Raw genomic sequence first — 26,195 nt, forward strand, 5'->3', positions numbered from 1 at the left:
ACCCGGCAATTTTTACCCTGTCGGCAGAAGGTTTCTGTCTCAATCTCTTTTAGATAATCTGCAGTTCAGCGTGAAGGGAGCCAGAGGCTTTGATGGCCTGGAGTATTGCGATCAAATCCCGCGGGTTCACACCGATTGCGTTTAAAGCGTTGACCACCTCACCGATTCCGATTCCAGAGGGCACGATAATCAGGCGGTCTTCACCTTCTTCTGCGGTAACCCGGGTTCTGGGAACGATCACCGTTTCACCGGTTTCGGATAAAGGTGGCGGTTGTGATACGACGGGCTCTTCCTTGATCTGGACAAACAAACTGCCATGGGCAACAGCGACAGTTGATATTCGAACATTTTCACCCATCACCACCGTTCCGGTCCGTTCATCGATAATGACCTTCGCAACCGTGTCGGGATTGACCTGTAAACGTTCAATGCGTGTAACAAACGCGGAGGTGTTATCGCGGTAGAACGCAGGCACCTTTAAATGAAGGGTGCGCCCATCCAGAGTGGTAGCCAGGACTTCCTTCATATCTGCATTGACCGCCTTGGCGATTCGGGATGCAGTCGTGAAGTCGGTGCGTTTCAGTGAAAGGTAGATTTCTTTTTTGATGTTAAAAGCAACCGGGATTTCTTTTTCAACCATGGCTCCGTTGACAATTTTTCCAACGGTAGGATGGTTCTTCTGCGCGCCCTGTGCCCCGCCCTGCACGACAAACCCACCAATGGAAACCGAACCCTGAGCCACAGCGTAGGTCAGGGAATCCGGTCCTTTCAATGGCGTCATGAGCAACGTTCCCCCCTGCAGACTGACCGAGTCACCAATGGAGGATACCGTGACATCGATTGCATCCCCCTGGCGGGCAAAGGGAGGCAGGTTGGCCGTAACCATGACTACGGCAATGTTTTTAAACTGCAACTGAGCAATCCGGTTTGCTGGAACCGTGACACCCAGTTTTTGCAGCATATTCACGATCGTCTGGATGGAGAAGAACACATTGGTGGCCCGGTCACCGGTATTAGCAAGCCCGATAACAAGACCAAATCCAATGAGCTGATTGTTACGTACGCCTGAGATATTGACCAGTTCCTTCACCCTGATGGCGTGGGCAGACGATGCCAGCATGGCAATGATCAAAAGGGATGTTATTAGCTTGAGTAAGATTCGATGGTTCGACATAAAAATTTCCTTACTGTGCGATCAAAGTCAAAGTTGCTGTACCCGAAGTGGCAATGCCATCGGCTGCAGTTACAGTTAAAGTCTGGTTACCTTGTGCGAGTGTCGGCAACGCCGTCACTGTCACAACTCCTGTGTTGCTGTTAATCGTCGCTCCGGCATAACCTCCTGTGAATCCACCAAGAGTGAACACGGTGGTTCCAACATTACCCACGACGTTAAAATCAGGGGCTGTTCCCGGAATAGCATTCAATGTCAACGCAGAAGGCGTCACCAGAATGGTAGCGGTAGTAATAGTGACTCTTGCCGTTGCTGTTTCTCCACTGGCATCAGTAACCGTAATGGTGACGGTTCCAGGGAGGGTGCCTGCGGTGAAAGCGCCGGTACTCACATTGATATTGGCCAGGGTCGTGTCACTTACCGTCCAGGAAACCGGTGTTTTGCCATTGGTTGCGGTGAAGGTGATTGTTCCTCCAGGCGCCACTGCTGTGTTTTCCGGAGTGATGAAAAGGGCCTGAGGTGTTGTGGAGAATGGATTTTTATCATCAATAAGATTATCGCAGGCGGCTGTCACCCAGATCACAAGGGCGAGCGCCACAGCGTATCTTTTAATTTTCCAATCATTCCGAAACATATAAACGAACCCTGTTAATTTGAAGATACTGCGGTGCTGATGTTGACGATAGGCACAATAGTGGTTGCCGATGCATTTTCCACTGTCGCCACAATGGAAGCAGTTCCAGGTGTCGACACTGAAGTGAGTGTGGTGATTCCCACTCCATTGGTGACCGTGAGCGATTCGGTTCCCAAGGTCCCCCGGGTGGTGGTGAGCGTTACCGTGGTATTGACCCCCCGACCATTTTCATCAAACACCTCAACCCGGATGGTTGCTTTGGAGTTTCCATCAGCAGGCAATCCGGCAGTCCCGTAAAATGCCTTGATACCGATACTAAAACCAGAATTGCTGGGACCGACAATATCTGTAACCTGCTCAGAGCAAGCCAGTAAAATAAGCAGCAGGCACAATCCACCCCACCTTAGCGAGGAACGGAGTATTTGAATCGCCTTTATCTTTTTTAGAATGGCCATACCTTTGTCAGTATCCTTGTCAACCAGCCGACATGTTGTTCATCGGAAACCACACCTTCCCCGGACAGGGCGATGCGGGCATCTGCAATACTGCTCGAATTGACGCTATTGCTGAAGGAAATGTCAACGCGACGGATGATCCCCGTCAACACCATTTGCTGTTCTTCATTGTTGTACTGGATGGTCCTCCTACCTTCGATCAGGAAATGATCGTTCGGCAAAATTTTCTTAATCACCGCAGAAATAGTACCGGTCATGGATCCATTTCGCGTTGTAGTTCCTGATCCATCAGTTGCCCTGCTGGTGGTGGCATTCAGGTTTGGATCAAACTGATTGCCGGAGCCCAGAAAATTGGTTACCCCCAGGTTGGTAGGGAGTCCAAGTAACTGTCCGGTACTGAGGTTAATATTTGAAGTCTTGGATGTAGAAGTGGTGGCCGTTGCCGTCGAGGTAAAACTTTCATCCAAAACAACATTCACCACATCACCGACATTGCGTGCCTTGGTGTCTCCAAATAAAAGGTTCTGCGAAGTATCCCCCGGCCAGATAGAGCCTTCATTCGGCTTAATCTCAGGTTTGGGATAAATGTCATGGGTGACGATTGCAGCTCTGGGTCCGGGCTGGGGCTTGATCTCTTTGATCGTGGAACAAGCACCCAGACTGAAACCAAGGACAGCAATAAGGAACAATCGAAAAATTTTCATAATCAGAATTCCACTTTTATGGTTTTGGCATCAATGACGGTGCCGTGAATTATTTTTTTGGTCTGCTGGTTCTCAACTTGAACAATGGTGTCTTTGAATCCCGGTTCTTTCACAACACCGGGTGCGGTGATCCGCAAACGGTTTCGTTCCGCAACAATCAAAACACGATCTCCCCGCTTGACCAGAGGAACCCGCTTGACCATATAAGGCGAAATATTTTGACCGTGGTCAATATCGCGAACCGTTTGCTGCCCTATGACTTCATTCGGATCATAAATAATGTTCCGTAAGGGTCGCGAAGACATCACCCGGACAATTTCAACATCACCGGATGTCAGTACCCGGTTCCTGGGGACCGGGCGAGTCGTCTGCACCACGTCAAAGAACACATTCACCCTGGCGTTGAGCCAGATTTTCCGAATCATTTCACCGTCAACGGTAAGCACCAGGCTCAGGGGTATGCGTCCAATCGGTCGATGATTACCAGCAAGCTGGAAATCCATTTTCAGTTCTCCTTCGGGCAAGGAGAGGGCTTTGCCCGTGTAGTCAACCTTGACTTCGACATCATTCGGATCCCAATCCATCTCATTAAGGAGATAATTGCGGGCCGATTCGGTGATAGTCGCGCCAGTCAACTCCTGGTATTCCCCGGCAAAAACAGGTGGAGTACACAGCAGCAGAACCATAATCAAACCTGAGAGCCATGGTGCTGCCTGAAACAATCTGGATTTTATTTTCATCCTGGCCTCTTATCGTTTGAGATTACTGGCGACCTGCAACATTTCATCTGCGGTCTGCACGGTTCGTGAATTGACTTCATAAGCCCGCTGGGCTGTGATGAGATTAACCATCTCTTCAACCACGCTGACATTTGAAAGCTCCAGAAAACCCTGCCGCACGGTTCCGCGGTCATCAATGCCCGGGTTACCGACATTGGGCGCACCCGAAGCGGCCGTCTGAATGAAAAGGTTGGACCCGATCGCCTGTAAACCCGCCGGATTCTGAAAGGTTGTGGTCTGGATGGTTCCCACAACGGCAGGGGTGGTTGCCCCGGGTTGAGTCACCGAAACTTGTCCTGTTGGATCAATCGAAACATTCAAAGCGTTTTGAGGAATGGTGATGGCGGGTTGCATGAGCAGCCCGTCGGAGGTAACCATTTGCCCGGCCTGGTCGAGTTTGAATGTCCCGGCACGGCTATAACCAATCGTTCCATTGGGTAGGGTAATCTGAAAGAATCCCTTACCTTCGATAGCCATATCGAACGGATTCTGGGTCTGGGCGAAATCGCCTTGAATGAAAATTTTCTGGATGGCTGCGGGCTTAACACCAAGTCCGAGTTGTGCACCGGTTGGAACCTGGTTACCGCTGACGTTCAGGGTCCCGACAAGTCTCAGGTTCTGGTAAACGAGATCCTGAAAATCCGGGCGACTTCGCTTGAAACCTGCCGTATTGACGTTTGACAGGTTATTGGCTATGACGCTGACATTGAGATCCTGGGCATGCATGCCCGTTGAGGCAGTGAATAAGGAGCGTATCATGGTTCAGTATCTTCCTCCCAAAGACTGAAATTAAAACAAACGAACCTTTAGGTTCTTTATGCCACTCGCGCAATACTATTGATGGATTGACCGTTGAGATCGTCTATGGTCTGAATCAGTTTCTGCATCGCTTCAAATGTGCGAATGGTTTGAATCATTGTGGTCATTTCCTGGACCAGATTTACGTTTGAACTTTCTACAAATCCCTGACGAATCGTGGTTGAAGCCGGAGCTTTTTCCGGAGGATCACCTGCGACCTGACGGAACAGGCTTTCGCCGTCTTTCTTAAGCTGACTCTTGTCTCCAAAGTGGACCACATCCAATTTGCCAACAGTGATGGCTTGAACAGCATCACCCACCGTGACGGTTCCTTGTGGATCAATGGTGATCGTGCCTCCGTTGGAAGGAACAACAATTTCCTGATCTTTCGGAGACAAAAGCGGAAGACCGGAGGCGGACACAATCCGGTTGTTTTCATCGAGATGAAAGTTTCCTTTACGCGTGTAGCGCGGCCCTTCTTCGGTTCCCACTTTAAAAAAGCCGTCGCCTTCCAGTGCAAGGTCCAGGGGGTTCTGCGTAGCAGTAAGACCCCCTTGAGAATAGTGGGTAGCAAAATCGGTCAACCCTGCATAGGAAACGGACCGATTGCTGTAGCGAGGTTCCTGTAAAGCCTGCTTGCTGGATTCGAAATCGAGATTGGGATTGAGCCCGGGAAGGATTTCTTTGAACACGAGACTGTCTTTCTTAAAACCTGAGGTGCTCACATTGGCCAGATTGTTAGCCAGTGTTTCCATTTTTCTCTGTTGAATCATCCCGCCAGACGCGGCAATATAGAGGCTTTCCTGCATTTCGGGCTCCTGGTAATATTTCTTGGACCTCACCGACTTCGAACTGTTTATTGCGTTGCCCCGGTTTATCTGTTTTAAACCCGGAAAATCAGGGGCGCATCGAATTTAATGAGGTGCTCTTGGCCCTATTCAGCAAATTGCGTACCAAAAAGAATTATTAATTAGAATCAGGCGGATAAGCCATGATAAAATAACGAGTTAGCTAATTTAACCGCAACAGCTCCCCTCCCAAGTCTGATCAGAAATAACCCTGGGAGGCGGCAGTTTATTCCTAGTAACTCTTTGAAAAAAATTGTTTTAATCAGGCGGAACCAGCATCCGGAATAGTGAGTCCCGCTGACCTTTAACCCCTTAAATTAGTTGGAGAGAGCATTATGGAACGGATCAGTATCGACAAATTGCACGACGAAATTTTGCCGAACCTGGGTGATGATGAATTGATTCTGGATGTCCGCACAGCGGACGAATTTTCTGAAGGGCATATCAAGGGAGCCCGTAACCAGACCCACGAAAATGTTTCCCAGATTGCAGATGAACTGAAGAACTACAAAACGGTTTACGTCCATTGCAAAATGGGTGGGCGGGCGCAAAAGGCTGCAGAAGCATTGGATATAGAAGGCCTCGATAATATTGTCTGCGTCAGTGACGGAGGAATGCAGAAGTGGATGGATATGGGTTGGGAAATGGAATAGATAAAGCTGTATCCCAGCCGCTTTACCGGGTCCCCTATAGGCAAGAACCGTCCTCTTAATAGTAGTGCAAATGCAAGTATGGAATAAGATAGGATTTACCCGGGTTTTGATGGGCCTTGAAATTGGTATTTTTCCCTATAAACTATTGGCTTGCCGAATTATTTGACTTGTGTCAATCTGTTGATCAAATTATTAGGAGCTTTGGAAACATTTGCTAAATTGTTCCTTGCTCAATTCCAGGGGGGAATCAGAGCCAGGAGATTTTAAATTCAGCCTGTCCACCCGCATTATGGTCAGAAGAAAACTGTTTTTTCTAATTCCAGGATCAGCTTTTTGGGCCATGGAAATGGTATTTAATTTTTAAAATTACCTTCGGGCTGGAAACTTTGGGATATCCGATGTTATGAGATACCCGGTTCACATTCTCGCGGTTTTTTTTTTAACGATAGTAGTCTGTTTCCCTCCCCCTTCAATCGCAGGACCCCACCCGGATTTATTTCTCGATAAAGACGAAATTGCGTGGATAAAGTCCCACCCGAATGTCAAGGTTGCCAATGAAATGGATTGGCCTCCCTTTGATTTTGTGGATGGGGGAAAGCCAAAAGGTTATTCCATTGACCTGATGAATTTGATTGCTGAAAAAACCGGTTTAAATATCACTTATGTAAATGGAATGACCTGGGATGAAATAATCAACCGTTTTAAAAAAGGCGAAATTGATGTTTTGCCGGCGGTTTATGTTAACGAGGAAAGACAAGACTATATTCTGTTCACCCAAAAGTATTTTTCCCAACCTTCAGTCCTTGTTGTCCAGAAAGACAACAAGGATATCGTCGATATAAACAGCCTGTCTGGAAAACGCGTTGCCGGTATTACCGATTACTTAATCACCGATGCCTTGAAGGTTTACGATCCTTCGATAACCATTGTCCCCGTAAACAATACGCTGGACGGTATCAAAGCTGTTTCTCTTGGAAAAGCTGATGCGCTGGTGGAAAGCATTGGGGTCGTTTCGCAATTACTTGAAACTCATTTTATTCCAAACGTAAAAACGGTGATCAATGTCGACTTTGAACCGATCGCCAACCCGGACCTGCATATGGGTGTCGCTAAACACAACACCATACTTTTTAGTATTTTAAATAAAACCCTCTCAACCATCTCCCGGGAAAAAAAGCGCCAGTTGCGGGAACGATGGTTCAACCTCCCCACCATCAAGGACATTAAACTCACCCCGGAGCAACAAAAATGGGTGGATGAACATCCAGTGATTCGCGTTGGCGTTGACAAGGATTATGCACCCTACAGCTTTTTAAATGAAAACGGGCAATACGTTGGAATAGCTCTGGACTTTATGAAACTGCTATCCCAAAGGCTTGGCCTGAAATTTGAACCCATTCCAGGTTTAGGCTGGCCTGAAATTCTGGGAAGAGCAAAATCCCGGAAACTGGATGTGCTTGCGACAACCGTGACCACTCCGGAACGTCGCCAGTTCCTGAACTTCACTCCAGTTTATATTCCAACCCCGCTCGTCATCATGACCCGAAATGATTTTAACAAAATAAAATCACCCAAGGACCTGGCCGGTAAACGGGTTGCTCTCGTTAAAGGGTATTCCGTGAGCGATACCATCAATAAGGAGCATCCCGATATAACAGGATATCCAGTTGAAAACCCCACAGAGGGATTGCAGGCCGTGGCTATTGGAAAAGCAGATGCCTATGTAGGCGTGCTGGGTGTAAACGTCTTCCTCAATAGAAAAAACGGAATCACAAACCTGAAAATTGCCTCCAGCTATAACTTTGAATCCAACGGGCAACGTTTTGCAATTCGGAGCGACTGGGCGGAATTGACGGTGTTACTAACGCAGGCACTTGAGACCATAAATGAGGAAGAACGCAGAATAATATTTGACCGGTGGATTAAAACTGAGTTTGAAAAACAGCCGGATTATTCGATTTTATTTAAAACCTTTGCCGTTTTTATTTTCGTTACAGCCATTTTATATTTTTTCATCTGGAAAATGGCCCGGGAAATAAAACTCCGGAAAACAGCCGAAAAAGAACTTAAGAAGAACAATGAAATTCTTCTACACGCTAAACGCGAGGCTGAAAAAGCCAATCAGGCAAAATCTGACTTTATATCCAGTATGAGCCATGAACTGAGAACCCCCTTGAACGCTATTTTGGGTTACGGACAGCTCCTGGAAATCCGTAATCAGGATTCCATGGACCAACTGAGCAAGGAAGGTGTTCAGCAAATTTTATTGGGGGGGAGACATCTCCTGGAACTAATCAATGAAATTCTGGACCTGGCTAGGATTGAATCCGGAAAGCTGGAATTTACATATGAAGACATTCAAGTTGGGCCTCTGGTTGATGACCTGGTCAAACAACTCGAACCCCTTCGTGCTGCATTTGATGTGAACCTGGAAACAAAGCAGATTATAGAATCTGACCTGGTTATTTATGCTGATAAATTTAAAGTGAAGCAGGTTCTCATTAACCTTATTTCAAATGCTATTAAATATAATAAAAAGAACGGTAAAGTTTATATCACGGGTGATCTCTGCCCTGATAATTCAATCAGGATTAATGTTGCTGATACTGGAAAAGGAATTAATGAAGATAAGATCGGTTCTATTTTCGAGCCTTTCGATAGGTTGGGCGAGGAAGAAACGGAAGGCACAGGTATTGGCCTCACCATTACAAAAAGGCTGGTAGAACAAATGAATGGAACAATTTCGGTGACCACCAAAATTTTGGAAGGAAGCTGTTTTTCCGTGACTTTTCCTAAAGGAACCATTCACAAAGAGGTAACTGATGATCCTGAATCTAAAAAGAAATTAGGCTACCTCAGGGAATTCAATCAAGGAAAAATCCTGTATGTTGAAGATAACAACCAAAATATAAAACTTTTAAAAAGGATTTTAGAAGACCAGCCCGGCATTAAATTAATTATGGCTGGGACTGGAGAAAAGGGAGTGCTTTTGGCAAAAAAAGAACTTCCGAATTTGATCCTGCTGGATATCAATTTACCGGGAATCAATGGCTTTGAAGCCTTTAAACAATTGCAAAAAGATCCTTTAACAAAATCCATCCCGGTTGTCGCCTTAACCGCAAATGCTATGCACTCCGAAATTGAGAGGGCGAAGCAAATGGGTTTTGAAAGTTACTTGACCAAACCTCTGGACCTTCCCCGGCTTTTCAAAACCATCGAAGAGTATATTTAAAAATTTATCAGGAGGGCAGATTTCCCCATCTGGTATCTGATTAAAAACGAGCAGGACAAACAAAATTCAGAGCACGTTTGAATTGATCAATTCACCCACCAACTCCTCCGGCAATGCCCCCACTGCAACAAGAGTCGTGAACGTGGTACCCTGATGGAGTGAAAATTTACTTAAAAATTTTAACCGGGAAAGTCTTTTCGCTCTCACTTTTGGTGAAAGGTTTTTCCCGTTTTTATTCTGGTTTTCAATCGACAAGGTGCATAACCGGAACAGTCTGCCTGATATCACTGGTATCAGTCTCCACCGCCTTTTCAGAATCGGTTGGACTGGAAACATTAAACAATCTATTAACCAAACACCCTGCACAGACAATCCCCCAGGAAAAAATCTCCTCCCTTCCATCTTTTGAAAAGGAAGTGAAACTGTTTCCCGATCGCGATCCGGTTTTGTTCCAAATTCCTGGCTTTGAAACCTTCGAATGCGGAAAGTGCCACGCGGCAGAAGAGTTGGTCACAAAATCCGTCGGGCGCTTGCGAAAAGTCATCACCCAACTGGAAACCGATTGGCCGCAGGCGAAACCGGTCCCGCTCAAGCAATACATCATCCAGCCTTACACCGACAAGCTTCTGCAAAAAGGTCAGCTGGCTCACGCTACTTATGACACCATTCGTGTATTTCCAAGTACCATCCTCATCGATGAAAAGGTTTATCAGCTCAACACGCATCGACATGAAGCTCTGCATCTGAACCAGCCGTTTGTCGGACACGTTAACGAACTCGAAGCCTACAGTGTCAACATTCTAGATGATCATCATTTCCTTTTTCTGGAATACCCTTACTTTGCTGATGTGATCAGCGTTTTTTTCGAACCGGAGCTGGACACTCTTCTCGCCGACTGGCTCGGTCGCGACATCAATGATCGACTGGAAGTTCCGCGCGAGGTCCAGTGGTATTTAATGCCCTTTGATGAAGACCGGCTCAATCGCCTGAAGAGTTCGAGCCAGAAATGGAAACCACTGTTGCATGAAGCCAGTCGTTTATACCGAGAACACCCATACAAAACTGCCTATCTGACAGCACAAACAGGAGTGCGCTCGTTACTGTTCGACCTTGCCGCCGTCAGCCTGTTGTCGCTGCCACAACTCGATCTGCCTCAGGAACAGATTGAAAAAGCGTTTGCCGTGTTTGAACAACAGATGACGCGTGATGACAACACACGACTGGGGTATGTGATCGACCGCAAGCAGGAAAGCATGATGACTTTGAAGTACACCAGCCCGATCAAGGATCCGAACACCAGGCGCACCTTATATTTTCACTATCTCAAGCAGAAGTTTATTGGAGAGGATGGAAAAGTAAAACTGACCATTACCGATCAAAAAGATTTTGAAGCGTTCCTCAAACGCAAACGAGAGACCATATCAAAAATGATCGACTATCCAGCCCTCACTGAAATTGAGCGCAGGGGTGCGGAAGATTTTTTAAAAAAGGTGAGTAAAAATTGATTTATTAATCGAAGTTTAAGATAAGAAAACGCTACAACCGGCTGTTCTGGGGCAGGGCGAGGGTGATGTGGCGGTTGCCTTCTCTATAGATCAGACGTTTCGCAATCAGGTCTTCCACCACAGCTTCCAGATCGGCGGCGGACTCCCCGCTTTCCTGGACATTGGACCGTATTTGTTCAAGCGTCCGCGATCCTTCGTTACAAAAATCGATCACCCGCGCGGCAGCTCCTTCAAAGCGCTGTTTAATGCCTTCCTCGGTCCGGTTATCGTAAACGGTCACAAAGTCGAGCGACTTCGAGTAAAAAAGAAACGGCATATTTTCGGACTGATGTCGCGCCTTCCAGTAGTCCACCGTCTGCTGGAGTTCTTCAACCAGCGCAGGGCTGATCTTTCGCTCGGTTTCAAATTCAAAATCGTATGCGACCTTCATCAAGTCAAGTTTTTCTCCATCATACACATAGGGGTAAGCCTCTCCGGGACCGGTAATCGTTACGCCATATTCTTCCGGTCGGGAAAAATAGGGACTGAACCGTTCCAGCCAGATATTGCCCACCGAGATCGGTGGCTGCAAATGGAAAATAGATTTTAGAAGATCGATCTGCTGTCGGAAGTCGTCGTTGGTTTCCAGCGGAAAGCCGGTGAGGATGCTCCACGTCACATCCATTCCGTAATAAAGGGCCCACTTCAGACAGAAAATATTCTGGATGGGTTTAACCCCCTTGTCCATTTCACGCAGCTGGTTATAGCTGAAACTTTCGATACCCGGCTGTACGACGTTCACCCCACCCTTGGCCAGGAGTTCGATCTGTTTTTTAGTCAGGTTGCTTTTAACCTCTATAAAAAACTCGAGATCATAATTCTGTTTTGCAAACTCTCCAAACACCCCTTCGATGTAACCGATCTCCAGAATATTGTCGACCAGCCGAAACCGGTAAGTATCGTATCGCTTGGAAAGGTGCGCAATGTCGTGATGCACCTGATCCATCGAACGCGAGCGGAATTCCATGGTGGATGCGTTCAACCCACAAAAAGTGCAGTGATGCTTCTCCCCCCACCAGCAACCCCGTGCGGTTTCATACAACACAATGGGATTGTCCAGCAGTGGTGAATGCGGATCAATCTCTTTCACCTGCTCAAAATAATCGTCGTAGTCTGGCGGACCATAGTCTTTGAACCCTGTAAAATTTTCGTGGTTCTCTTCATGTCGGATGTCGCCATCGACGCGGTGCACCACACCCGGAGGAATAGCGCCCCCTGTTTCCAGAGCCTTCATCAATGGTGGCAACACGTGTTCCGCTTCGCCAGAAACCACATAGTCGATCCAGGTAAAGGCACGGAAATATTCGAGCCCCATTTCAGAATCGAAATTGGATCCTCCAAACATGATTTTGACCTGCGGGTGTCGTTCCTTTATCAGTTTAGCGAGGGTAACGCTGGCGAGATTCTGATTGAACGTGGAAGTGAAGCCCACGATATCGTATTGGCTCCAGTCGATTGCACCCACTGCCCAGTTGAGGAACTCCGGCACCATCTGCTCTTTGACCTCGAGCAGAAATTTTTCGGGTCGCCCCAAGGCACGCGCGATGTTGCTCAGGTGGAAACGATACTGGTCAGCGTATTCCCGGTTCTTGGGCGAGTCCCCGAACAACAGGTGTGAGAATAACCACTCGCCGATGAGAAAGCGCTCTTCGCAGAGCTGCTTGTAGACATCCATACCGATCTGGTGTGCGAAGTGCAGGTTGAGGTAATAGCTCTTCGCTTCATGCCCGCTTTCCTTCAGCAGGGTGGAAACCGTCCCCAGCTGGATCGACGGGTAGATATGGAAGCCAAACGGCATGTTGATGAGGGCGACTTTTCTTGGCATGGGATAATAGTAGCAATTTCAATGCTCCAAATGCCAACGAAAAAGGCGGAATAGGGGTTATCAACGCAATCTCCCCTTATCCCTTACTTTATTCAGGAAGGAAAAACCATTTACAAAGGAGGTGTTTGAGTTGCCCTACCGCAAAGTGGTCAGTCTTTATCAATATCAGAAAAGTCACGCCGTACGGTTTCGATCCGCTCCCTGTACCCCTCTCCATCGCCGTAATTCAAAAATTTTTTATAGCGACTGTGGATTCCCCGCACTCTGCGGGCGTGCTTGATCGGGCACCAGTATTGTTCTGTCCGCGCCGCAATTTCCCGTGCGTAACCGATCACTCCATTAAAGTACGCACAATAGAAACAGTTTAAACGTTCCATAATATTTAAATAGGAAAGGAAACCGCGATCCAGCAGGATGTAATCGCCTCGTTGCACCTTTGGGATACCATAGACAGGAAAACAAACGAACTGATAAAAACTGATTACTGCATCCAGAATTACGGCTGGGATGAGGCAGGACCAGATCACCGGTGCCGTGAGGATATTGAGCAACGCCGCGTCCTTAAGGTAGTGGCGCAATTTCTTTATCAGTTTACGATGTCGCTTGACTGCTACATCCTGAAAGCGGACTATTTTCTTATCGATATCATATAAAAACTCCTTCTGCTTGTTCATCATCTCTTGCAGAAGTTCAAATTCCAGAGAGCGGATTTTATCGAGCAGAGCTTCGAGTCGGTCGTCCAGAGGTGAGGTCATGATGGCGGCTCCCAATTCAGGTGGAAATTCATATTTCCATCATAACACCCGAAAAAGGGTTCACCGTCAACGTTTGCCGTTCACTCCAAATCAATTATTCTGAAGTTCTTTTTTTCGTTCAATGATTTCCGGGTCCATGAGGCGGGCAGCGTGCATGTGGCCGTTTTCAACCGCGCGGTCGAGCGGGGTTAAGCCATCTTTGTTTTTTGCTTTCTGATCAATCTTATACCGGATGAACAATTCAGTCAGTTTGATGTTGCCATTAGCCGCAGCTTCATGAAGGAGGGTGTTCCCATTTGAATCTTTCTCGGTAACTTTTGCACCGCGTTCGATCAGCATTTCGACCACATCCGTATGGTCGTTCATCACAGCGGTGAACAAAGCAGAGCGACCCAGTGGGTCGGGGGCGCGGATATCCGCTCCACCGTCCAGTAGAATATCCACCACATCTTCATGACCTTCCCGGGCAGCATGATACAACGGCTTGATTGAATCTCCCGATGAACCGTTGGGGTTCGCTCCAAGTTGAATTAAAAGTTTTGCTGTTTTGTCCTGGCCGCCCTTTGCTGCCGCGGCCAGCGGCGAACCCGACTTCGGATTAATATTGGCTCCCAGCGTTACCAGTGCTTCAACGGCATCCGACTTTCCATTCACCGCAGCGTGGTTGATCGGGGGTGCACCCAGGCTATCCTTGATATCTACAGGCGTACCCCGTTCAACCAGAAACCGGACGGTGGCCGGCCAGCCTTCACGGGCCGCAAAATGGAGCGCTGTGTAGCCGTGGTCATCCACATCCTTGATGCGCGCGCCGGACTCTACCAGAAATTCTGCCGTCGCGGTTTTACCGTTCAAGGCAGCGAGGTGCAGTGGTGTGAGATGCTTGTTGTTAAAAGTATTGACACTGGCACCCTTGTTGATCAGTTCATGGGCGATCAACATTTGCCCACCCTCCGCCGCATAATGAAGGGGAATGTTTCCATCCTTATCCGTCATGTTAGTCTGGGCTCCGGCTTCCAAAAGCAATTCAACAATTTCCACATTTGCGTGTTTGGCTGCAGAATGTAAGGGAGTGCCGTCTGAAGGAGTCAGCACATTAGGCTCGTATCCCTTTGCCAGAAGGCGCTTGACCTCATTGACATCACCTGCGTTGGTTGCATCATCGAGGATTGGTGTGCTTACAGTATTGCAGGCAGTTAACGCAATGAATGCCGCCAATGTGAAAATTAGTTTAAGAAAAGTTTGATTCATTTGAAAACCTCGTTGAAGCAGGAATGGGGATGGGGGTATTACCTGGCCTGGTCAGGCAAAAGCTGGACCAACAACTTGTCAACACAAAGGGGATTCGAAAACTTCTGCCAGACTCTCAAAATGCTACCGGATAAAAAGTCACTCTTTATAAAAGTTTCTCACGCGGTTTTGGTTAAAGTCAAGGTGGCAAATATTCTTCGGTACAGTCAGGTTTTAGGAGCTTTCTCAACCAGCCGACCGATGGTCAGGCCTTGTACCAGAACAGAAAAGATAACCACAACATAGGTCATGGTCAGAATGACATCACGTTCGGGGGAGGAGGGTAGGGAGAGGGCCAGCGCAACCGATATTCCACCACGCAGGCCACCCCATGTCAGAATCCGGATGGTGTGCGGAGGAAACTCCCGTTTCCATTTAAGCAGGAACACAGGAATCGATACACCGGCCAGTCTGGCGGCAAGTACCACCGGAATCGCCAGCACACCTGCCAGCAGGTGATTACCTTCAAAAGTGAGCACCAGAACTTCGAGCCCCAACAAAACAAACAGCACGGCGTTTAGAATTTCGTCGACCAGTTCCCAGAAGGTATCGACGTGTTCCACCGTTGTCTCAGACATGGCAAAACTGCGGCCATGGTTGCCGATAAGCAGACCTGCTGTAACAGCAGCGATTGGTGCAGAAACATGAAGGGTTTCTGCAAGTGCGTAACCACAGAAAACCAGAGCGAGTGTAATCAACACTTCCACCCGGTACTCGTCGAGGCTTTTGAGCATGCGATAGGCCAGGTACCCCATGCCGAGTCCAAACAACGCACCCCCCACTGCCTCTTCAACAAACAGGAGAGAGATGGCGCTCAATGTAGCTTCACGCTCACCGGTAGCGATACCGAGGATTACCAGAAACACGACTACAGCAATTCCATCATTAAAAAGCGATTCTCCGGCAATTTTGGTTTCCAGTTCTTTGGGTGCTCCAGCTGTTTTCATTATAGAAAGGACTGCGATAGGGTCGGTCGGTGAAATCAATGCGCCGAACAAAAGACAATAGATAAAAGGCAGATGAATTCCCAACGCGCCCACCAGAGCATAAGTCAGACCACCAATTAAGGCGGTGGACAACATGACTCCAAAGGTAGCCAACAGGGTGATGATCCATTTTTGTTTTGCGAGGTCATTGAGGTTGATGTGCAGGGCACCAGCAAACAAAAGAGCTCCCAACATGCCGTGCATCACCAGTCGTTCAAAGTCAAGACTGTCTAACAGTTGGGTTGCAGTGGCTTCCAATTCAGGCAGAAGCCCGGTTTTTCCACCAGTAATAAGACCAAGAGAAAAAACCAGGGCAATAGCCATCACTCCGATGCTGGGCGGAAGTTTCAACAGGCGATGATTGAGGTAACTGAATCCTGCAGTGAAAAACAGTAACCAGGCAATGAGATGAAGGGGGTCCAAGCCTTGAATAACCTTGAAAGAATGTGAGTATTGCCTTTATATATACCACTCCTTACCTATTGGTCCACCCGTTTTCTTTTAGGTATACTGGTTTTTAAAATAAACCCTGGATAAAATCTCTAATGCCCGAATCCTCCTCACTCCATAGTTATTCGATACCACCCATTCAGGAAAGCTCTTCGGGAGGGAATCGCCGCGTTGGAATTGAGATCGAGTTCGCCGTAAGTGAAGTTCGTTTGATCGCTGACACTGTATTGAATTTATTTGGTGGGTCGCTGGAAAAAGAGAACGACCACCGTTACAGGATTACCGGTACACCCTTTGGGACTTTCACTGTAGAGCTCGACACCCAGTATGCGCATCCTACCCAACCTGCATCAAAATCTGAGAATCCACTGGAAACCTGGCTGGAATGGGAAGTCGACAAGTTCATCCATTCGGTGGTTGGTCATGTGAGCAAAACTCTGGTGCCCTACGAAATAGTGACCCCTCCGATTCCAATAAATCGCCTTAGGGAAATAAACCCTTTAATCCAGACATTAGCCAACCTGGGTGCGGAAGGAACCGATGAGCATCCGCTTTATGCTTTTGGTCTGCATTTGAATCCTGAAGCTCCGGAATTTTCAGCAGAATCCATATTGAATCATTTGCGTGCCTTTATCGTCTTGTCGGACTGGCTGCATGAAGTCATGGATATCGATATGGCTCGAAAACTGTCTCCTTATATAAATACGTTTCCTTCCGACTACGCGGTGAAAATATTGTCGCGTCACTACAAGCCTGACTTGTCAGAGTTGATCGACGACTATCTGGAATTCAATCCAACCCGCAACCGCGAACTGGATCTGGTTCCCCTGTTTCTACATCTGGATGAAAATCGCGTGCGTAAAAAGCTGGACGATGAGTTATCATCCGCCCGTCCCACCTACCATTATCGGCTTCCGGACTGTCGGCTGAACGATCCCAACTGGAGCCTTGCCCGCGAGTGGAATTACTGGGTGGAGGTTGAGCGATTGGCTGCAGACCAGGAACGCTTATGCTCCATAAGTGATGCATTTATCGAGCACCAGACGAAATGGATTAAATGGAAGTGGCTGGAAAAAGCCCAACCCTGGTTGCCAAAGTTGAAATCCATTTCATAATAGCTATCCTGTTTAACAATAATGAATAAAGATCCTTCATTTTTTAAAGGAGATCATATTATGGCACAGGCCACATTCGCAGCCGGTTGTTTCTGGGGAGTCGAGCTTGCTTTCCAGAAATTAAAAGGCGTTACAGATACCAAAGTCGGTTACACCCATGGACAGACTGAAAACCCAACCTACGAAATGGTTTGCACGGGACAGACCGGGCACGCGGAAGCTGTTTGGGTAGAGTTTGATCCATCCATCATTTCATACAACGAACTGCTCGATGTGTTCTGGAGCAAGCACGATCCAACGCAGGTGAACCGCCAGGGACCGGATATAGGCACCCAGTATCGCTCCGGAATCTATTTTCACGATGAAGAGCAACATCAACAGGCAATTCAATCACGCGATGCCCTGGAAAATTCGGGCCGCTATTCATTTCCAATTGCCACTGAAATCAAACCTGCTGCTGTTTTTTATCCGGCAGAAGATTATCACCAACGCTATCTCGAAAAACGGGGAATGACCCACTGCGGTTGATTGGCAGAAATGCAGCGGGCTCAATAAATTTGAATCAAAAAGTCTATCCAACGCATCTTAAAATGTATTCGGATGCATGTGTAGCCAGTTCCGTTTGAAATTTTTTTCAGCAATAGTAGATCTGGAGAGGATCCATCATGTTTGATAAAGACCCGTATCCTTCAATGAGCGCTGATGAACTGTTGATGCAGTTAAAATCTATCCTCAATAAAACAGAAGAGGAGATGATCCATCTCAAAGCCGAATCCATTCGAGGACTGGTCAGATGGCGGGCAAAACTGCCTGATATGAGCGGAATCACCTTGTCCAAATCCGACCTTTGCGCACTCGATCTGACCTATGTGGATTTTACAGATTCCGATTTAAGCGAAGCCCTGATGATCGGTGTCAACCTCACCGAGGCAGATCTTGTTCGTACGAACTTTAAAAAAACCAATTTAGGTGGGTCCAATTTTTACAGTGCGGATCTGACAGATGCCAATCTCCTGGAGGCGAATCTTGCAAAAACCGATTTAACCGAAGCCACGCTCCAGGGAGCGAATTTTGAAAATGCAGACATCGGGCATGGCTCGGATTTCAGTTACGCCGATCTCACCGACGCCAATTTAAAAAATGCCAACCTGCGTGCCGGAAAGTTTCCTGGCACCACTCTGACGGGTGCCAACTTGACCGGTGCCGATCTCTCACTTTCTGAAAACCTCACAGTCGAACAGATTAAATCCGCCACCATTGATAAAGCCACTCGCTTCCCGAGTTACATCATTATCAAATGGACCAGCGATACGGATTACGACATCCAGATCGATTACAACGCGGAATCCCCCGAAACCAAAGGAACCTTCCCCATAGAACCCCCGGATCCCTTTGCCTCCTAGCCACCTTGCGGTGGGGCTAAATTTTAAAAACTTTTTTAACTGACCTCCACAACTTTTAACCATCAGTATCTTTTTCCGGCCGCAACTCCGACTGAGGAGTGCTCGGCGCTCCTTGCGGAGGGCCAACGTGCAACTTGTTCCGCAAAGCACCTTCATCCTCCTGCACCACCTGGCAACCGTAAAATTTCTCTAGTTGTTCGTCTACTCGATTTTACGTTGGCCCAGCATCCAGGGGATGGGTTCTTTTTTGTTCCAGTCATAATCGGTGTAGCGGCATATTCTCGCCAACTGTGCACAGAAAAGGGCATCCTCTTTTGTTTTTCCGGATTTGATATATGTCTCAACGATCATTTTCCAAATCTCTGCTTTCCAGAAATCGTATTGTTCCCGGTAATCATCCACGGCATCCCGGAATGGGGCCAGCAATTCCTCTGCCCCTTCAGCATCCACTCCAGGGCAACCTTCAAAATTATCAGCCGGCCTCCCGCATAATGCCTGTTTAAAAAATTCGAGGTCAGCAAGATAACGACTGATGGTCAATGGGATTTTAAGCTTCGGGTTCCATCCATTTCCAGGAATCATCTTGAGGTTCGGGTTCGTGCTGATCATCAACCGCGGTTCGTTCATTGGATAAGGTGACGTTGCCCACACACCCAGCACATCAATGGATTCCAGACCTGGATAGCGTAAACAGGAGTGGTTGTGCTTGAGATATTGAATCAAGGCCGGATACAAACGCGAATCCCGTGTGGCAATTTGGCCGTAGAGCTGGTAATCGCTGAATAATCTAAGCCGAAAATGGGCTGTGTCCGATAGCGCAATTTCAACAGACTCCGTTTGAAATCGTGCTGACCACTCACTGATAATCTGGGACAACTCCATGATAGTTTTTTCTTCCAGGGCGTGAACATTGTGAACAGCTGAAGTGCGCACCTCACCCTCTCCCCGTGCCGAATACAAACTTGCCAGCCGATCACCATCAATGAGTAGACTTTTGTAAACAGAATTCATCTAGGAATCCTTTTCATCCCATGGGCGAAAAATGATCTGTGAATGAAAATGATTTAAGAATGCGCAATTAAGCGTAAAACTTCATTCTTCCACAGAATATTACGTAGAATAAGTTTAATTTTACCGTTAAATTGATTAATAGACCGGCCTGTCGAAACTCCCAGGGGAAAAGGCCTGTAAGTTATTTTATTAAATCTTATTGCGGACCTGCCGCGCGGAAAATAACCATGGCCTTTTCCGGTCAAGTTTTAGATGATCACAGGTTGAATCAAAAATTTCCGGGTTCCCTCTTGGTTATTATCCTGACTCTGGGAACCGGGATCTGGTTTGCCAATCAATACCTGACACAGCAATTCCGAATTTCAGAGGGACAAACCCTGGTCCAGTCACTTTCTGTTTCGCTAAGCTCCTCGTGGATCAAAGACAATGCGCAACCTGCGGAACAATTGTTAATGTCCCTTGCCAGTATCCCCCATGTTAATTCTGCTGCATTATATACCGACGATGGTGCTCTCCTGGCCCAATACTTTTCCGAGGAATACTCCGGGTCCTTGCCCGAAAAACCTGGCCCGATTGGAATCAAAGTCGGGGATTCGGGAATAGAATTTTTTCATTCCCTGACCACAAACCAGACCGGTCCATCCAGCACCCTTTATCTGAACCTGGCATTTGAAGACGACTCCCTTCAATGGAAAGTGTTGGGTTTTTTAATGTTGGCACTGCTTATTGGTTTTGGTGTGGGATCAATCGGCCTGTTATCTTTTTTGAAACAACAAGCCGGGAAACCCGAATCCTCCGTATCAAAAAGTTCCATCGGAAAACTGAGAGAAATTTCTGGAAAAGCGTCTTCATCAGGTTCAAAAATTGATCGGGATTACATCAAAGTCCTCGAAATTGAGGAACGGCTGAAGCTCGAAGTCCTGATTCGGAAGCAGGGTGAAGACATTCTTAAGACCCATCATCGCATTCTCAAACATCTGGCCGTCGGAAACTCGCTGGAAGAGGTTCTGGACCTGGTTAACCTCAATCTCAAAAGGCAAATGCTTCCAGACACGGTTTGCGCTATTTATATTCTGGACGAAGAAAACTCTGAGTTGACCTTGATTTCCGCCCCGCAACTTTGTGACTCCAGCCAACTGGGTTTAAGAAAATGGGATGTTTCTCCTGACGGGATCACTTTTGGAGTAAGTGCTCACTCTAATGAAATCGTTATAGTGGAAAATTTTGCTGAAGATCCACACTGGGCCAGAATTTTGGATAACAGTGTCATCAAGGAATACAAAGCCTGCTGGTCGGTTCCCATACCCGATCCTTCCGGAAACCCCATTGGTGTTGTAGGCGTTCTTTGCCAACACAATCGCAGTCCATCCGTGGAAGAACTCAAGCACCTGAATTCCTCGGCATTCCTTGCCGGGATGGCCATCACTCGTAAGCAGTACGAGGAAGATCTTCATAATTATTCACGGGAACTGGCCCGAAGTAATCAGGACCTTGAAGAGTTTGCCAGCATTGCCTCCCATGACCTGCAGGAACCTTTGCGCAAAGTTACGGCTTTTGGAGAACGGCTCAAAAAACATTCCGGTGAATATCTGGATGAACGCGGCAAAGATTATCTTGAAAGAATGTTGAGGGGGACTGTCCGGATGCAAAATTTTATAACCGACCTTCTGGAATATTCCAGGACTGGCGCCAAAGCGGGCCCCCTCACCCCAATCGACTTGAACCAGTTGCTGAAAGATATTTTAATCGACTTCGAGTTTCGCATTGAAGAAGTTGGAGCGAACATTCAAATAGAGTCGTTGCCAACAGTCGATGGGGACCCGGTTCGGTTGCGCCAGGTGTTCGCGAACCTGATCGGCAATGCACTTAAATTTATTCGCAAGGGTGTTCCTCCACATATTAAAATCACCACCTCGATTCCAAATAAACACCACGTCCGGATCCATGTGCAAGACAATGGGATTGGTTTCGATGACAGCCTCAGTAGCCGCATTTTCAGACCCTTCGAACGTTTAAACCCGACCCACGCTTTCAAAGGCAGTGGTATGGGGCTTGCCTTGTGTAGAAAAATCATCGAACATCACGGAGGCACCATAAGTGCCTCAAGCGTAAAAGGAAAAGGAACCTGCATCACAGTTGAATTATCTATGGTCAGAAAAACAAATTGACATAACAGCCCGGGCCTTCTTATCCTTATTTCTGCGGGGATAATCCATCCAATAATGTTTCAAATTTCTACTGCAGGACTCAGGCAGGCCTATGTTCGAATTCCTGGTTCACATTCCTGGCCCAACCTATCTGACAATTTATGCGATAGGCACCATAGTAATCCTTGCCGCCGCCTGGTACATGAGTCTCGAAGATTCCCTGCGTTACAAGGAACCCTCGCCTTCCAAATTCGATTCGATCACCATCGCTACATTGCTTGGCCGACACCACGTAATCCGGACGGTCGTGTTCAGTTTATGGAACCGTGACCTGATCCATTTCGAGGGATCCGACGATAATCCACAGTTGAAATCTGCAGTCGGACCCGAGCGGGGCGAAACCCCTATAGAAAAGATTCTTCTCCAGTTTTTAAGACATCCGCACCACCCAACCGTTTTGTTTGCGAACCCCCAACTCAAACAGGACCTGGACAAGGAACTCGCTCCCATTGAAGACAAGTTGACGCGCGCCCATCTTAGACTGGATCCCGATACCAAAAAGAGAAAAGTAAAAATTGCCTGGATGGTTGTGCTGGTGTTGTTCTCCGCTGGAATTCTCAAACTTATCTTCGGCGTTTCACGTAACAAACCTGTCGGATTTCTCATTCTCGAAATGATCGTGGCGTTGATCCTTTTACTGGTCGTGCTGCGTCCCTGGAAAAAGGTGACGCGCCTTGGAGACCGCTATTTAAAACAATTGAAAAAACATTTCCAATGGGTCAAGGATGCTATCGAAAATGGGAAGGTCCCAAACGGACTGGACCCGGCCCTGCCTCTTGCTGTATTTGGAACCGGTATGTTCACCAACATTCCTGCATTTCAATCCTTCAGCGACAGGTTTGGTCGCTCTTCAAATTCCACCGGGACCGGTTGCGGAGGGTGCTCTGTTTCCTCCGGTGATGGTGACGGAGGGGGCGGTTGCGGAGGCGGATGCGGAGGGTGCGGCGGATGAATAAACTGTTCCAGTACATGTCCCGACAATCCAGAATTGAAACACAATGCGGGACGGGTCCGTATATCCCAAGCAATCTGCTTCTGCAATGGCACATCACCGAACGCTGCAACCTGCGTTGCCTGCATTGCTATCAGGATGCCTACAGCAGCGACGAATTAAAATGGGACCAGTGGATGGAGGTCCTCAAACAATTCCAGACACTCCTTTTCCGGTGGCGGAAAGAAACCAGCCAGAAAAGACTACGCGGACACATCACCGTCACGGGTGGAGAACCTTTTGTGCATCCTGATTTCATGAAATTAATGCGCCGCTTTGCGGAGGACCGCTATAAATACAGTTTCGGGATTTTAAGCAACGGTTCAATGATTGATCAAAGCGTTGCCCGGGAACTAAAAATACTAAAACCTGCGTTTGTGCAGGTCAGCATGGAAGGCAAACCTGATACCCACGACCGACTGCGCGGGGACGGCAACTTCAAAAAAACCGTCACTGCAATCGAGCATCTGGTGGCGCACAAAATACCAACCCTGGTTTCATTCACCGCCCATCGGGAAAACTACAAAGAGTTTTGCGAGGTGGTGGCCATCTCGGAGAAACTTGGAGTCGATAAAGTCTGGTCCGACCGGTTTCTCCCCAACGGTGCGGGGATGGACCACATGGCGGGTGAAGCGCTCACGTCTGATGAAACGCAGGAATATTTTCAATCGATGGCTGAAATTCGCACCAACACCAGACGCAGGTGGTTTGGGAAAAAAACTCAAGTGGTGATGGACCGTGCCCTGCAGTTTCTTGAAGGCGATGGCCGCCCCTACTTCTGCAAGGCAGGCGACAGTCTCATCACCCTCATGCCCAACGGCGACATCTATCCCTGCCGCCGGATGCCAGTCCACGTCGGCAACATAATGGAACAATCACTCGAGTCGATTTATTACGGCAACGATTTACTCAAACAACTGCGCGATCCGGATAAAGTAAGTGAAGGGTGCGAAGACTGTTTCTATTCAGGCATGTGCAAAGGTGGACTCAAATGCATGTCCTACGCCGTGCATGGCGATCCGTTTGTGCGCGACCCCGGTTGCTATAATGAGCAGGAAGGTCATGATAGAACGGAACGAATAAGTGCTTTTTAAAAAGAGTAAACTAGGATGCTCCACTTTGCTTAGTTTTTGATTTTGAAGTAATAAATATTCTCCTTCTCCTAAGAGAGCTTTCCATAAGTGGAATATTTTGGAACAAAGTGTTCGTCATTGCGAGGAGCTTTTGCGACGAAGCAATCCAGACCTCTGGATCGCCACTCTCCCTCTGGTCGCTCGCGATGACGGGATTTTTGTCAAAAATGCTCTAGGTCAGACACTGCTTTGAAATCGGGGTTATGCAAAGGTCTTTTAGGAGAAGGGGGAAGGCGAAGCCAGGGGGCTTTAAGAGGGAGCAAATAAAGAAATTATTCGAACAAATTTTTATCGTCCCCTTAAATGGGGGAGATAGGATGAAAACATACTTAAACCATATCCACCCAGGAAGCAACATCATGACAACGCAGACGCTCAACTGGACTGACATCACGCTCCCCGACGAGGTACAAAGCGCAGTAGAAACCCTTGCTTCAAATTATAGCGAACAGCTCGAATCAAAACTGACCGGGATTATCCTGTATGGCAGTGGAGCCCGCGGACATTTTCGCGAAGGAAAAAGTGATGTCAATTTGTTGATCGTGGTCGATTCCATCGACACCGAAGCACTGAGTTCTATTTTCGATTCTACTTTGACCGCGCGACGGCACAACCTGGCACCCCTGTTCATGACTCCGGGCGATCTTCAATCGTTCACCTCTGTGTTCCCGATCAAGTTTCTTTCCATGAAAGAATCTTACAGGGTTCTGCACGGTGAAGATGCCATCGCTTCTCTGGAAGTGGACAATGCCCATCTGCGCCTGCGTTGCCAGCAGGAGATGCAGAATTTAATGATGCGATTGCGCCGCCATTTCCTGAACCGGCAGGGGCACGGACTCACCCCCATGCTGCGCGAAACCCTTAACGGTTTTATGGAGGCCCTGCGACGGGTGGTGCAACTTGCTCAGGGTGAGGTTCCGCCGCGCAAAGACCTCGTTGCCCAGGCGGCCAAAACGGTAGGCTTTGATCAGAAAAAACTGGAAGAACTGATGAAGTTAAAAAGTCCATCGGGAATCCAGAATGCAGAGGTCACCCACGAACTATTCAACGAGTTTATAAAAATTGTTGAACAAACCGCGCGCTTTACTGAAAAACTGGAAGCAAATTAGCCAACATTCCCTGATCGCAAGAATCAGATTGCGGGAACCACGTCACCGGGTATAAAGTTTTAAAATAACAACACTCGGGGAATTCGGGGATGCCTCCTTCCGACCTTTCAAAACAATCCAAAGACTACCAGCGTATCGAGAAGGCCATTCACATTCTGGAAGAGACCGCCTTCCTTCAACCGGACCTTAAAAAACTTTCCACCCAATTGAACCTCAGTGAATACCACTTTCAACGGTTGTTCAGTCGTTGGGCCGGTGTCAGCCCGAAACGCTTCCTCCAGTTCCTCACCCTCGAACACGCCAAATCCGTTTTGGATAAATCCAGAAACCTGCTCGATGCTACGCTCGATTCCGGCCTGTCCAGTGTCAGCAGACTCCACGACCTGTTCCTGCAATGTGAATCGGTCACACCGGGTGAATATAAGAGTAGAGGGGAGGGACTGACTATCTCTTACGGGTTTCATCCCAGTCCTTTTGGGGAATGCCTGCTGGCTACAACCGAGAATGGTATCTGTGGTCTTACTTTTATCCAGAACGGTGACCGCGACAACGTCATGGAGTTTCTTTCCCGTCGATGGAAACAGGCCAGCTTGAAAAAGGAACCCCGCAGTACGGGAAAGTTTATGGATCAAATCTTCAGCAAAAATCCGGACAGGAAAACCCCTTTATATCTTTACGTAAAAGGCACCAATTTCCAGATCAAAGTGTGGGAAGCGCTGGTCCGGATTCCTCAGGGAGCACTGGTTTCCTATCAGGATGTAGCACGTTATCTGGGCAGGCCCAAATCCTCGCGTGCCGTTGCCAACGCCGTGGCCAACAACCCCATCCAATACCTGGTGCCCTGCCACAGGGTGATCCAGGGCATGGGCGCGTTTGGCGGTTACCAGGCAGGACCCGACCGGAAAAAAGCCCTGGTCGCCTGGGAAGCAGCGCAAATCCAGGAAGAACTCGCCTGAACCCCTGCCCACATTATTTTATTCAATTAATATTTTGAAAAAAATTTTTCCTGGTAACAAAAATCGGATTGAGCTGATAAAGGTAACCCGGGAACAATATCGTAATAATCAGAATAGATTATTTACATTCAGTTTTGGAATCTCACTAC

Annotated in this window: 24 protein-coding genes; 11 read left to right on the forward strand and 13 right to left on the reverse strand. The window is 47.7% G+C overall.

What is annotated here, in order from left to right:
* Window positions 1-49 precede the first annotated feature (49 nt).
* Genes G3M70_05705 through flgF form a run of 7 tightly spaced genes read right to left on the reverse strand, consistent with a single transcriptional unit; the run spans window position 50 to window position 5,350 of the window.
* Complete coding sequence (locus tag G3M70_05705) at window positions 50-1,174, reverse strand: flagellar basal body P-ring protein FlgI (protein QPJ61409.1); 1,125 nt, start codon at window positions 1,172-1,174, stop codon at window positions 50-52.
* A 10-nt stretch (window positions 1,175-1,184) separates the two neighbouring features.
* Window positions 1,185-1,805 (reverse strand): hypothetical protein, encoded by a 621-nt coding sequence (locus G3M70_05710; GenBank protein QPJ61410.1) that lies wholly within the window; start codon window positions 1,803-1,805, stop codon window positions 1,185-1,187.
* Window positions 1,806-1,819: 14 nt separating this feature from the next.
* Window positions 1,820-2,260, reverse strand: coding sequence for a hypothetical protein (locus G3M70_05715; GenBank protein QPJ61411.1), 441 nt, complete (start codon window positions 2,258-2,260; stop codon window positions 1,820-1,822).
* Window positions 2,248-2,964: a flagellar basal body L-ring protein FlgH gene (locus tag G3M70_05720; protein QPJ61412.1), complete on the reverse strand. Its 717-nt coding sequence runs from the start codon at window positions 2,962-2,964 to the stop codon at window positions 2,248-2,250. The genes G3M70_05715 and G3M70_05720 overlap by 13 nt, the downstream gene beginning before the upstream one ends.
* Window positions 2,965-2,966: 2 nt before the next feature.
* Entirely contained in the window at window positions 2,967-3,704 is a 738-nt protein-coding gene (gene flgA, locus G3M70_05725; protein ID QPJ61413.1) for a flagellar basal body P-ring formation protein FlgA, read from the reverse strand.
* A gap of 9 nt (window positions 3,705-3,713) precedes the next feature.
* Window positions 3,714-4,502, reverse strand: coding sequence for a flagellar basal-body rod protein FlgG (gene flgG, locus G3M70_05730; GenBank protein QPJ61414.1), 789 nt, complete (start codon window positions 4,500-4,502; stop codon window positions 3,714-3,716).
* A 56-nt stretch (window positions 4,503-4,558) separates the two neighbouring features.
* Window positions 4,559-5,350, reverse strand: a complete 792-nt coding sequence (gene flgF, locus G3M70_05735) for a flagellar basal-body rod protein FlgF (GenBank protein QPJ61415.1) — start codon at window positions 5,348-5,350, stop codon at window positions 4,559-4,561.
* A gap of 374 nt (window positions 5,351-5,724) precedes the next feature.
* Here flgF and G3M70_05740 point away from each other — a divergent pair, with 374 nt between their 5' ends.
* Together G3M70_05740 and G3M70_05745 are read left to right on the forward strand one after the other, a co-directional pair.
* A complete protein-coding gene (locus tag G3M70_05740; protein ID QPJ61416.1) occupies window positions 5,725-6,042 on the forward strand; it encodes a rhodanese-like domain-containing protein in 318 nt (105 codons plus the stop codon).
* 403 nt (window positions 6,043-6,445) lie between these two features.
* Window positions 6,446-9,274 carry a transporter substrate-binding domain-containing protein gene (locus G3M70_05745; protein ID QPJ61417.1) on the forward strand — a complete coding sequence of 943 codons (2,829 nt, stop codon included), beginning with the start codon at window positions 6,446-6,448 and terminating at the stop codon, window positions 9,272-9,274.
* A 66-nt stretch (window positions 9,275-9,340) separates the two neighbouring features.
* Here G3M70_05745 and G3M70_05750 read toward each other — a convergent pair whose 3' ends face one another.
* A complete protein-coding gene (locus tag G3M70_05750; protein ID QPJ61418.1) occupies window positions 9,341-9,562 on the reverse strand; it encodes a hypothetical protein in 222 nt (73 codons plus the stop codon).
* A 128-nt stretch (window positions 9,563-9,690) separates the two neighbouring features.
* On the opposite strand from G3M70_05750, the gene G3M70_05755 reads away from it, so the two are divergent.
* Window positions 9,691-10,779 carry a hypothetical protein gene (locus G3M70_05755; GenBank protein QPJ61419.1) on the forward strand — a complete coding sequence of 363 codons (1,089 nt, stop codon included), beginning with the start codon at window positions 9,691-9,693 and terminating at the stop codon, window positions 10,777-10,779.
* A 31-nt stretch (window positions 10,780-10,810) separates the two neighbouring features.
* Here G3M70_05755 and G3M70_05760 read toward each other — a convergent pair whose 3' ends face one another.
* The 4 genes from G3M70_05760 to G3M70_05775 form a co-directional block, all read right to left on the reverse strand.
* Complete coding sequence (locus tag G3M70_05760; GenBank protein QPJ61420.1) at window positions 10,811-12,643, reverse strand: RiPP maturation radical SAM protein 1; 1,833 nt, start codon at window positions 12,641-12,643, stop codon at window positions 10,811-10,813.
* Between the two features lie 149 nt (window positions 12,644-12,792).
* On the reverse strand, window positions 12,793-13,386 hold the full coding sequence (locus G3M70_05765) for a hypothetical protein (GenBank protein QPJ63724.1): 594 nt from the start codon (window positions 13,384-13,386) through the stop codon (window positions 12,793-12,795).
* A gap of 102 nt (window positions 13,387-13,488) precedes the next feature.
* Complete coding sequence (locus G3M70_05770) at window positions 13,489-14,646, reverse strand: hypothetical protein (GenBank protein ID QPJ61421.1); 1,158 nt, start codon at window positions 14,644-14,646, stop codon at window positions 13,489-13,491.
* Between the two features lie 206 nt (window positions 14,647-14,852).
* A complete protein-coding gene (locus tag G3M70_05775; GenBank protein ID QPJ61422.1) occupies window positions 14,853-16,094 on the reverse strand; it encodes a sodium:proton antiporter in 1,242 nt (413 codons plus the stop codon).
* Window positions 16,095-16,216: 122 nt separating this feature from the next.
* On the opposite strand from G3M70_05775, the gene G3M70_05780 reads away from it, so the two are divergent.
* From G3M70_05780 to G3M70_05790, 3 genes are all read left to right on the forward strand, one after another.
* Window positions 16,217-17,236, forward strand: coding sequence for an amidoligase enzyme (locus G3M70_05780; GenBank protein QPJ61423.1), 1,020 nt, complete (start codon window positions 16,217-16,219; stop codon window positions 17,234-17,236).
* A gap of 60 nt (window positions 17,237-17,296) precedes the next feature.
* Window positions 17,297-17,764, forward strand: coding sequence for a peptide-methionine (S)-S-oxide reductase MsrA (gene msrA, locus G3M70_05785; GenBank protein QPJ61424.1), 468 nt, complete (start codon window positions 17,297-17,299; stop codon window positions 17,762-17,764).
* Between the two features lie 137 nt (window positions 17,765-17,901).
* Complete coding sequence (locus tag G3M70_05790) at window positions 17,902-18,639, forward strand: pentapeptide repeat-containing protein (GenBank protein ID QPJ61425.1); 738 nt, start codon at window positions 17,902-17,904, stop codon at window positions 18,637-18,639.
* Between the two features lie 201 nt (window positions 18,640-18,840).
* Here the strand turns inward: G3M70_05790 and G3M70_05795 are convergent, their stop codons facing one another.
* Complete coding sequence (locus tag G3M70_05795; protein ID QPJ61426.1) at window positions 18,841-19,650, reverse strand: hypothetical protein; 810 nt, start codon at window positions 19,648-19,650, stop codon at window positions 18,841-18,843.
* A gap of 227 nt (window positions 19,651-19,877) precedes the next feature.
* On the opposite strand from G3M70_05795, the gene G3M70_05800 reads away from it, so the two are divergent.
* From G3M70_05800 to G3M70_05820, 5 genes are all read left to right on the forward strand, one after another.
* Window positions 19,878-21,818, forward strand: coding sequence for a GAF domain-containing protein (locus G3M70_05800; protein ID QPJ61427.1), 1,941 nt, complete (start codon window positions 19,878-19,880; stop codon window positions 21,816-21,818).
* Window positions 21,819-21,909: 91 nt separating this feature from the next.
* Window positions 21,910-22,809: a TIGR04222 domain-containing membrane protein gene (locus tag G3M70_05805; GenBank protein QPJ61428.1), complete on the forward strand. Its 900-nt coding sequence runs from the start codon at window positions 21,910-21,912 to the stop codon at window positions 22,807-22,809.
* Window positions 22,806-23,942, forward strand: a complete 1,137-nt coding sequence (locus G3M70_05810; GenBank protein ID QPJ61429.1) for a radical SAM protein — start codon at window positions 22,806-22,808, stop codon at window positions 23,940-23,942. Before G3M70_05805 ends, G3M70_05810 begins: the two co-directional genes overlap by 4 nt.
* Window positions 23,943-24,298: 356 nt before the next feature.
* Window positions 24,299-25,090, forward strand: coding sequence for a nucleotidyltransferase domain-containing protein (locus G3M70_05815; GenBank protein QPJ61430.1), 792 nt, complete (start codon window positions 24,299-24,301; stop codon window positions 25,088-25,090).
* An 89-nt stretch (window positions 25,091-25,179) separates the two neighbouring features.
* Entirely contained in the window at window positions 25,180-26,046 is an 867-nt protein-coding gene (locus G3M70_05820) for a methylated-DNA--[protein]-cysteine S-methyltransferase (GenBank protein QPJ61431.1), read from the forward strand.
* The last annotated feature ends 149 nt before the right edge of the window (window positions 26,047-26,195 follow it).

Source organism: Candidatus Nitronauta litoralis (assembly GCA_015698285.1).
GTDB classification, from domain to species: domain Bacteria; phylum Nitrospinota; class Nitrospinia; order Nitrospinales; family Nitrospinaceae; genus Nitronauta; species Nitronauta litoralis.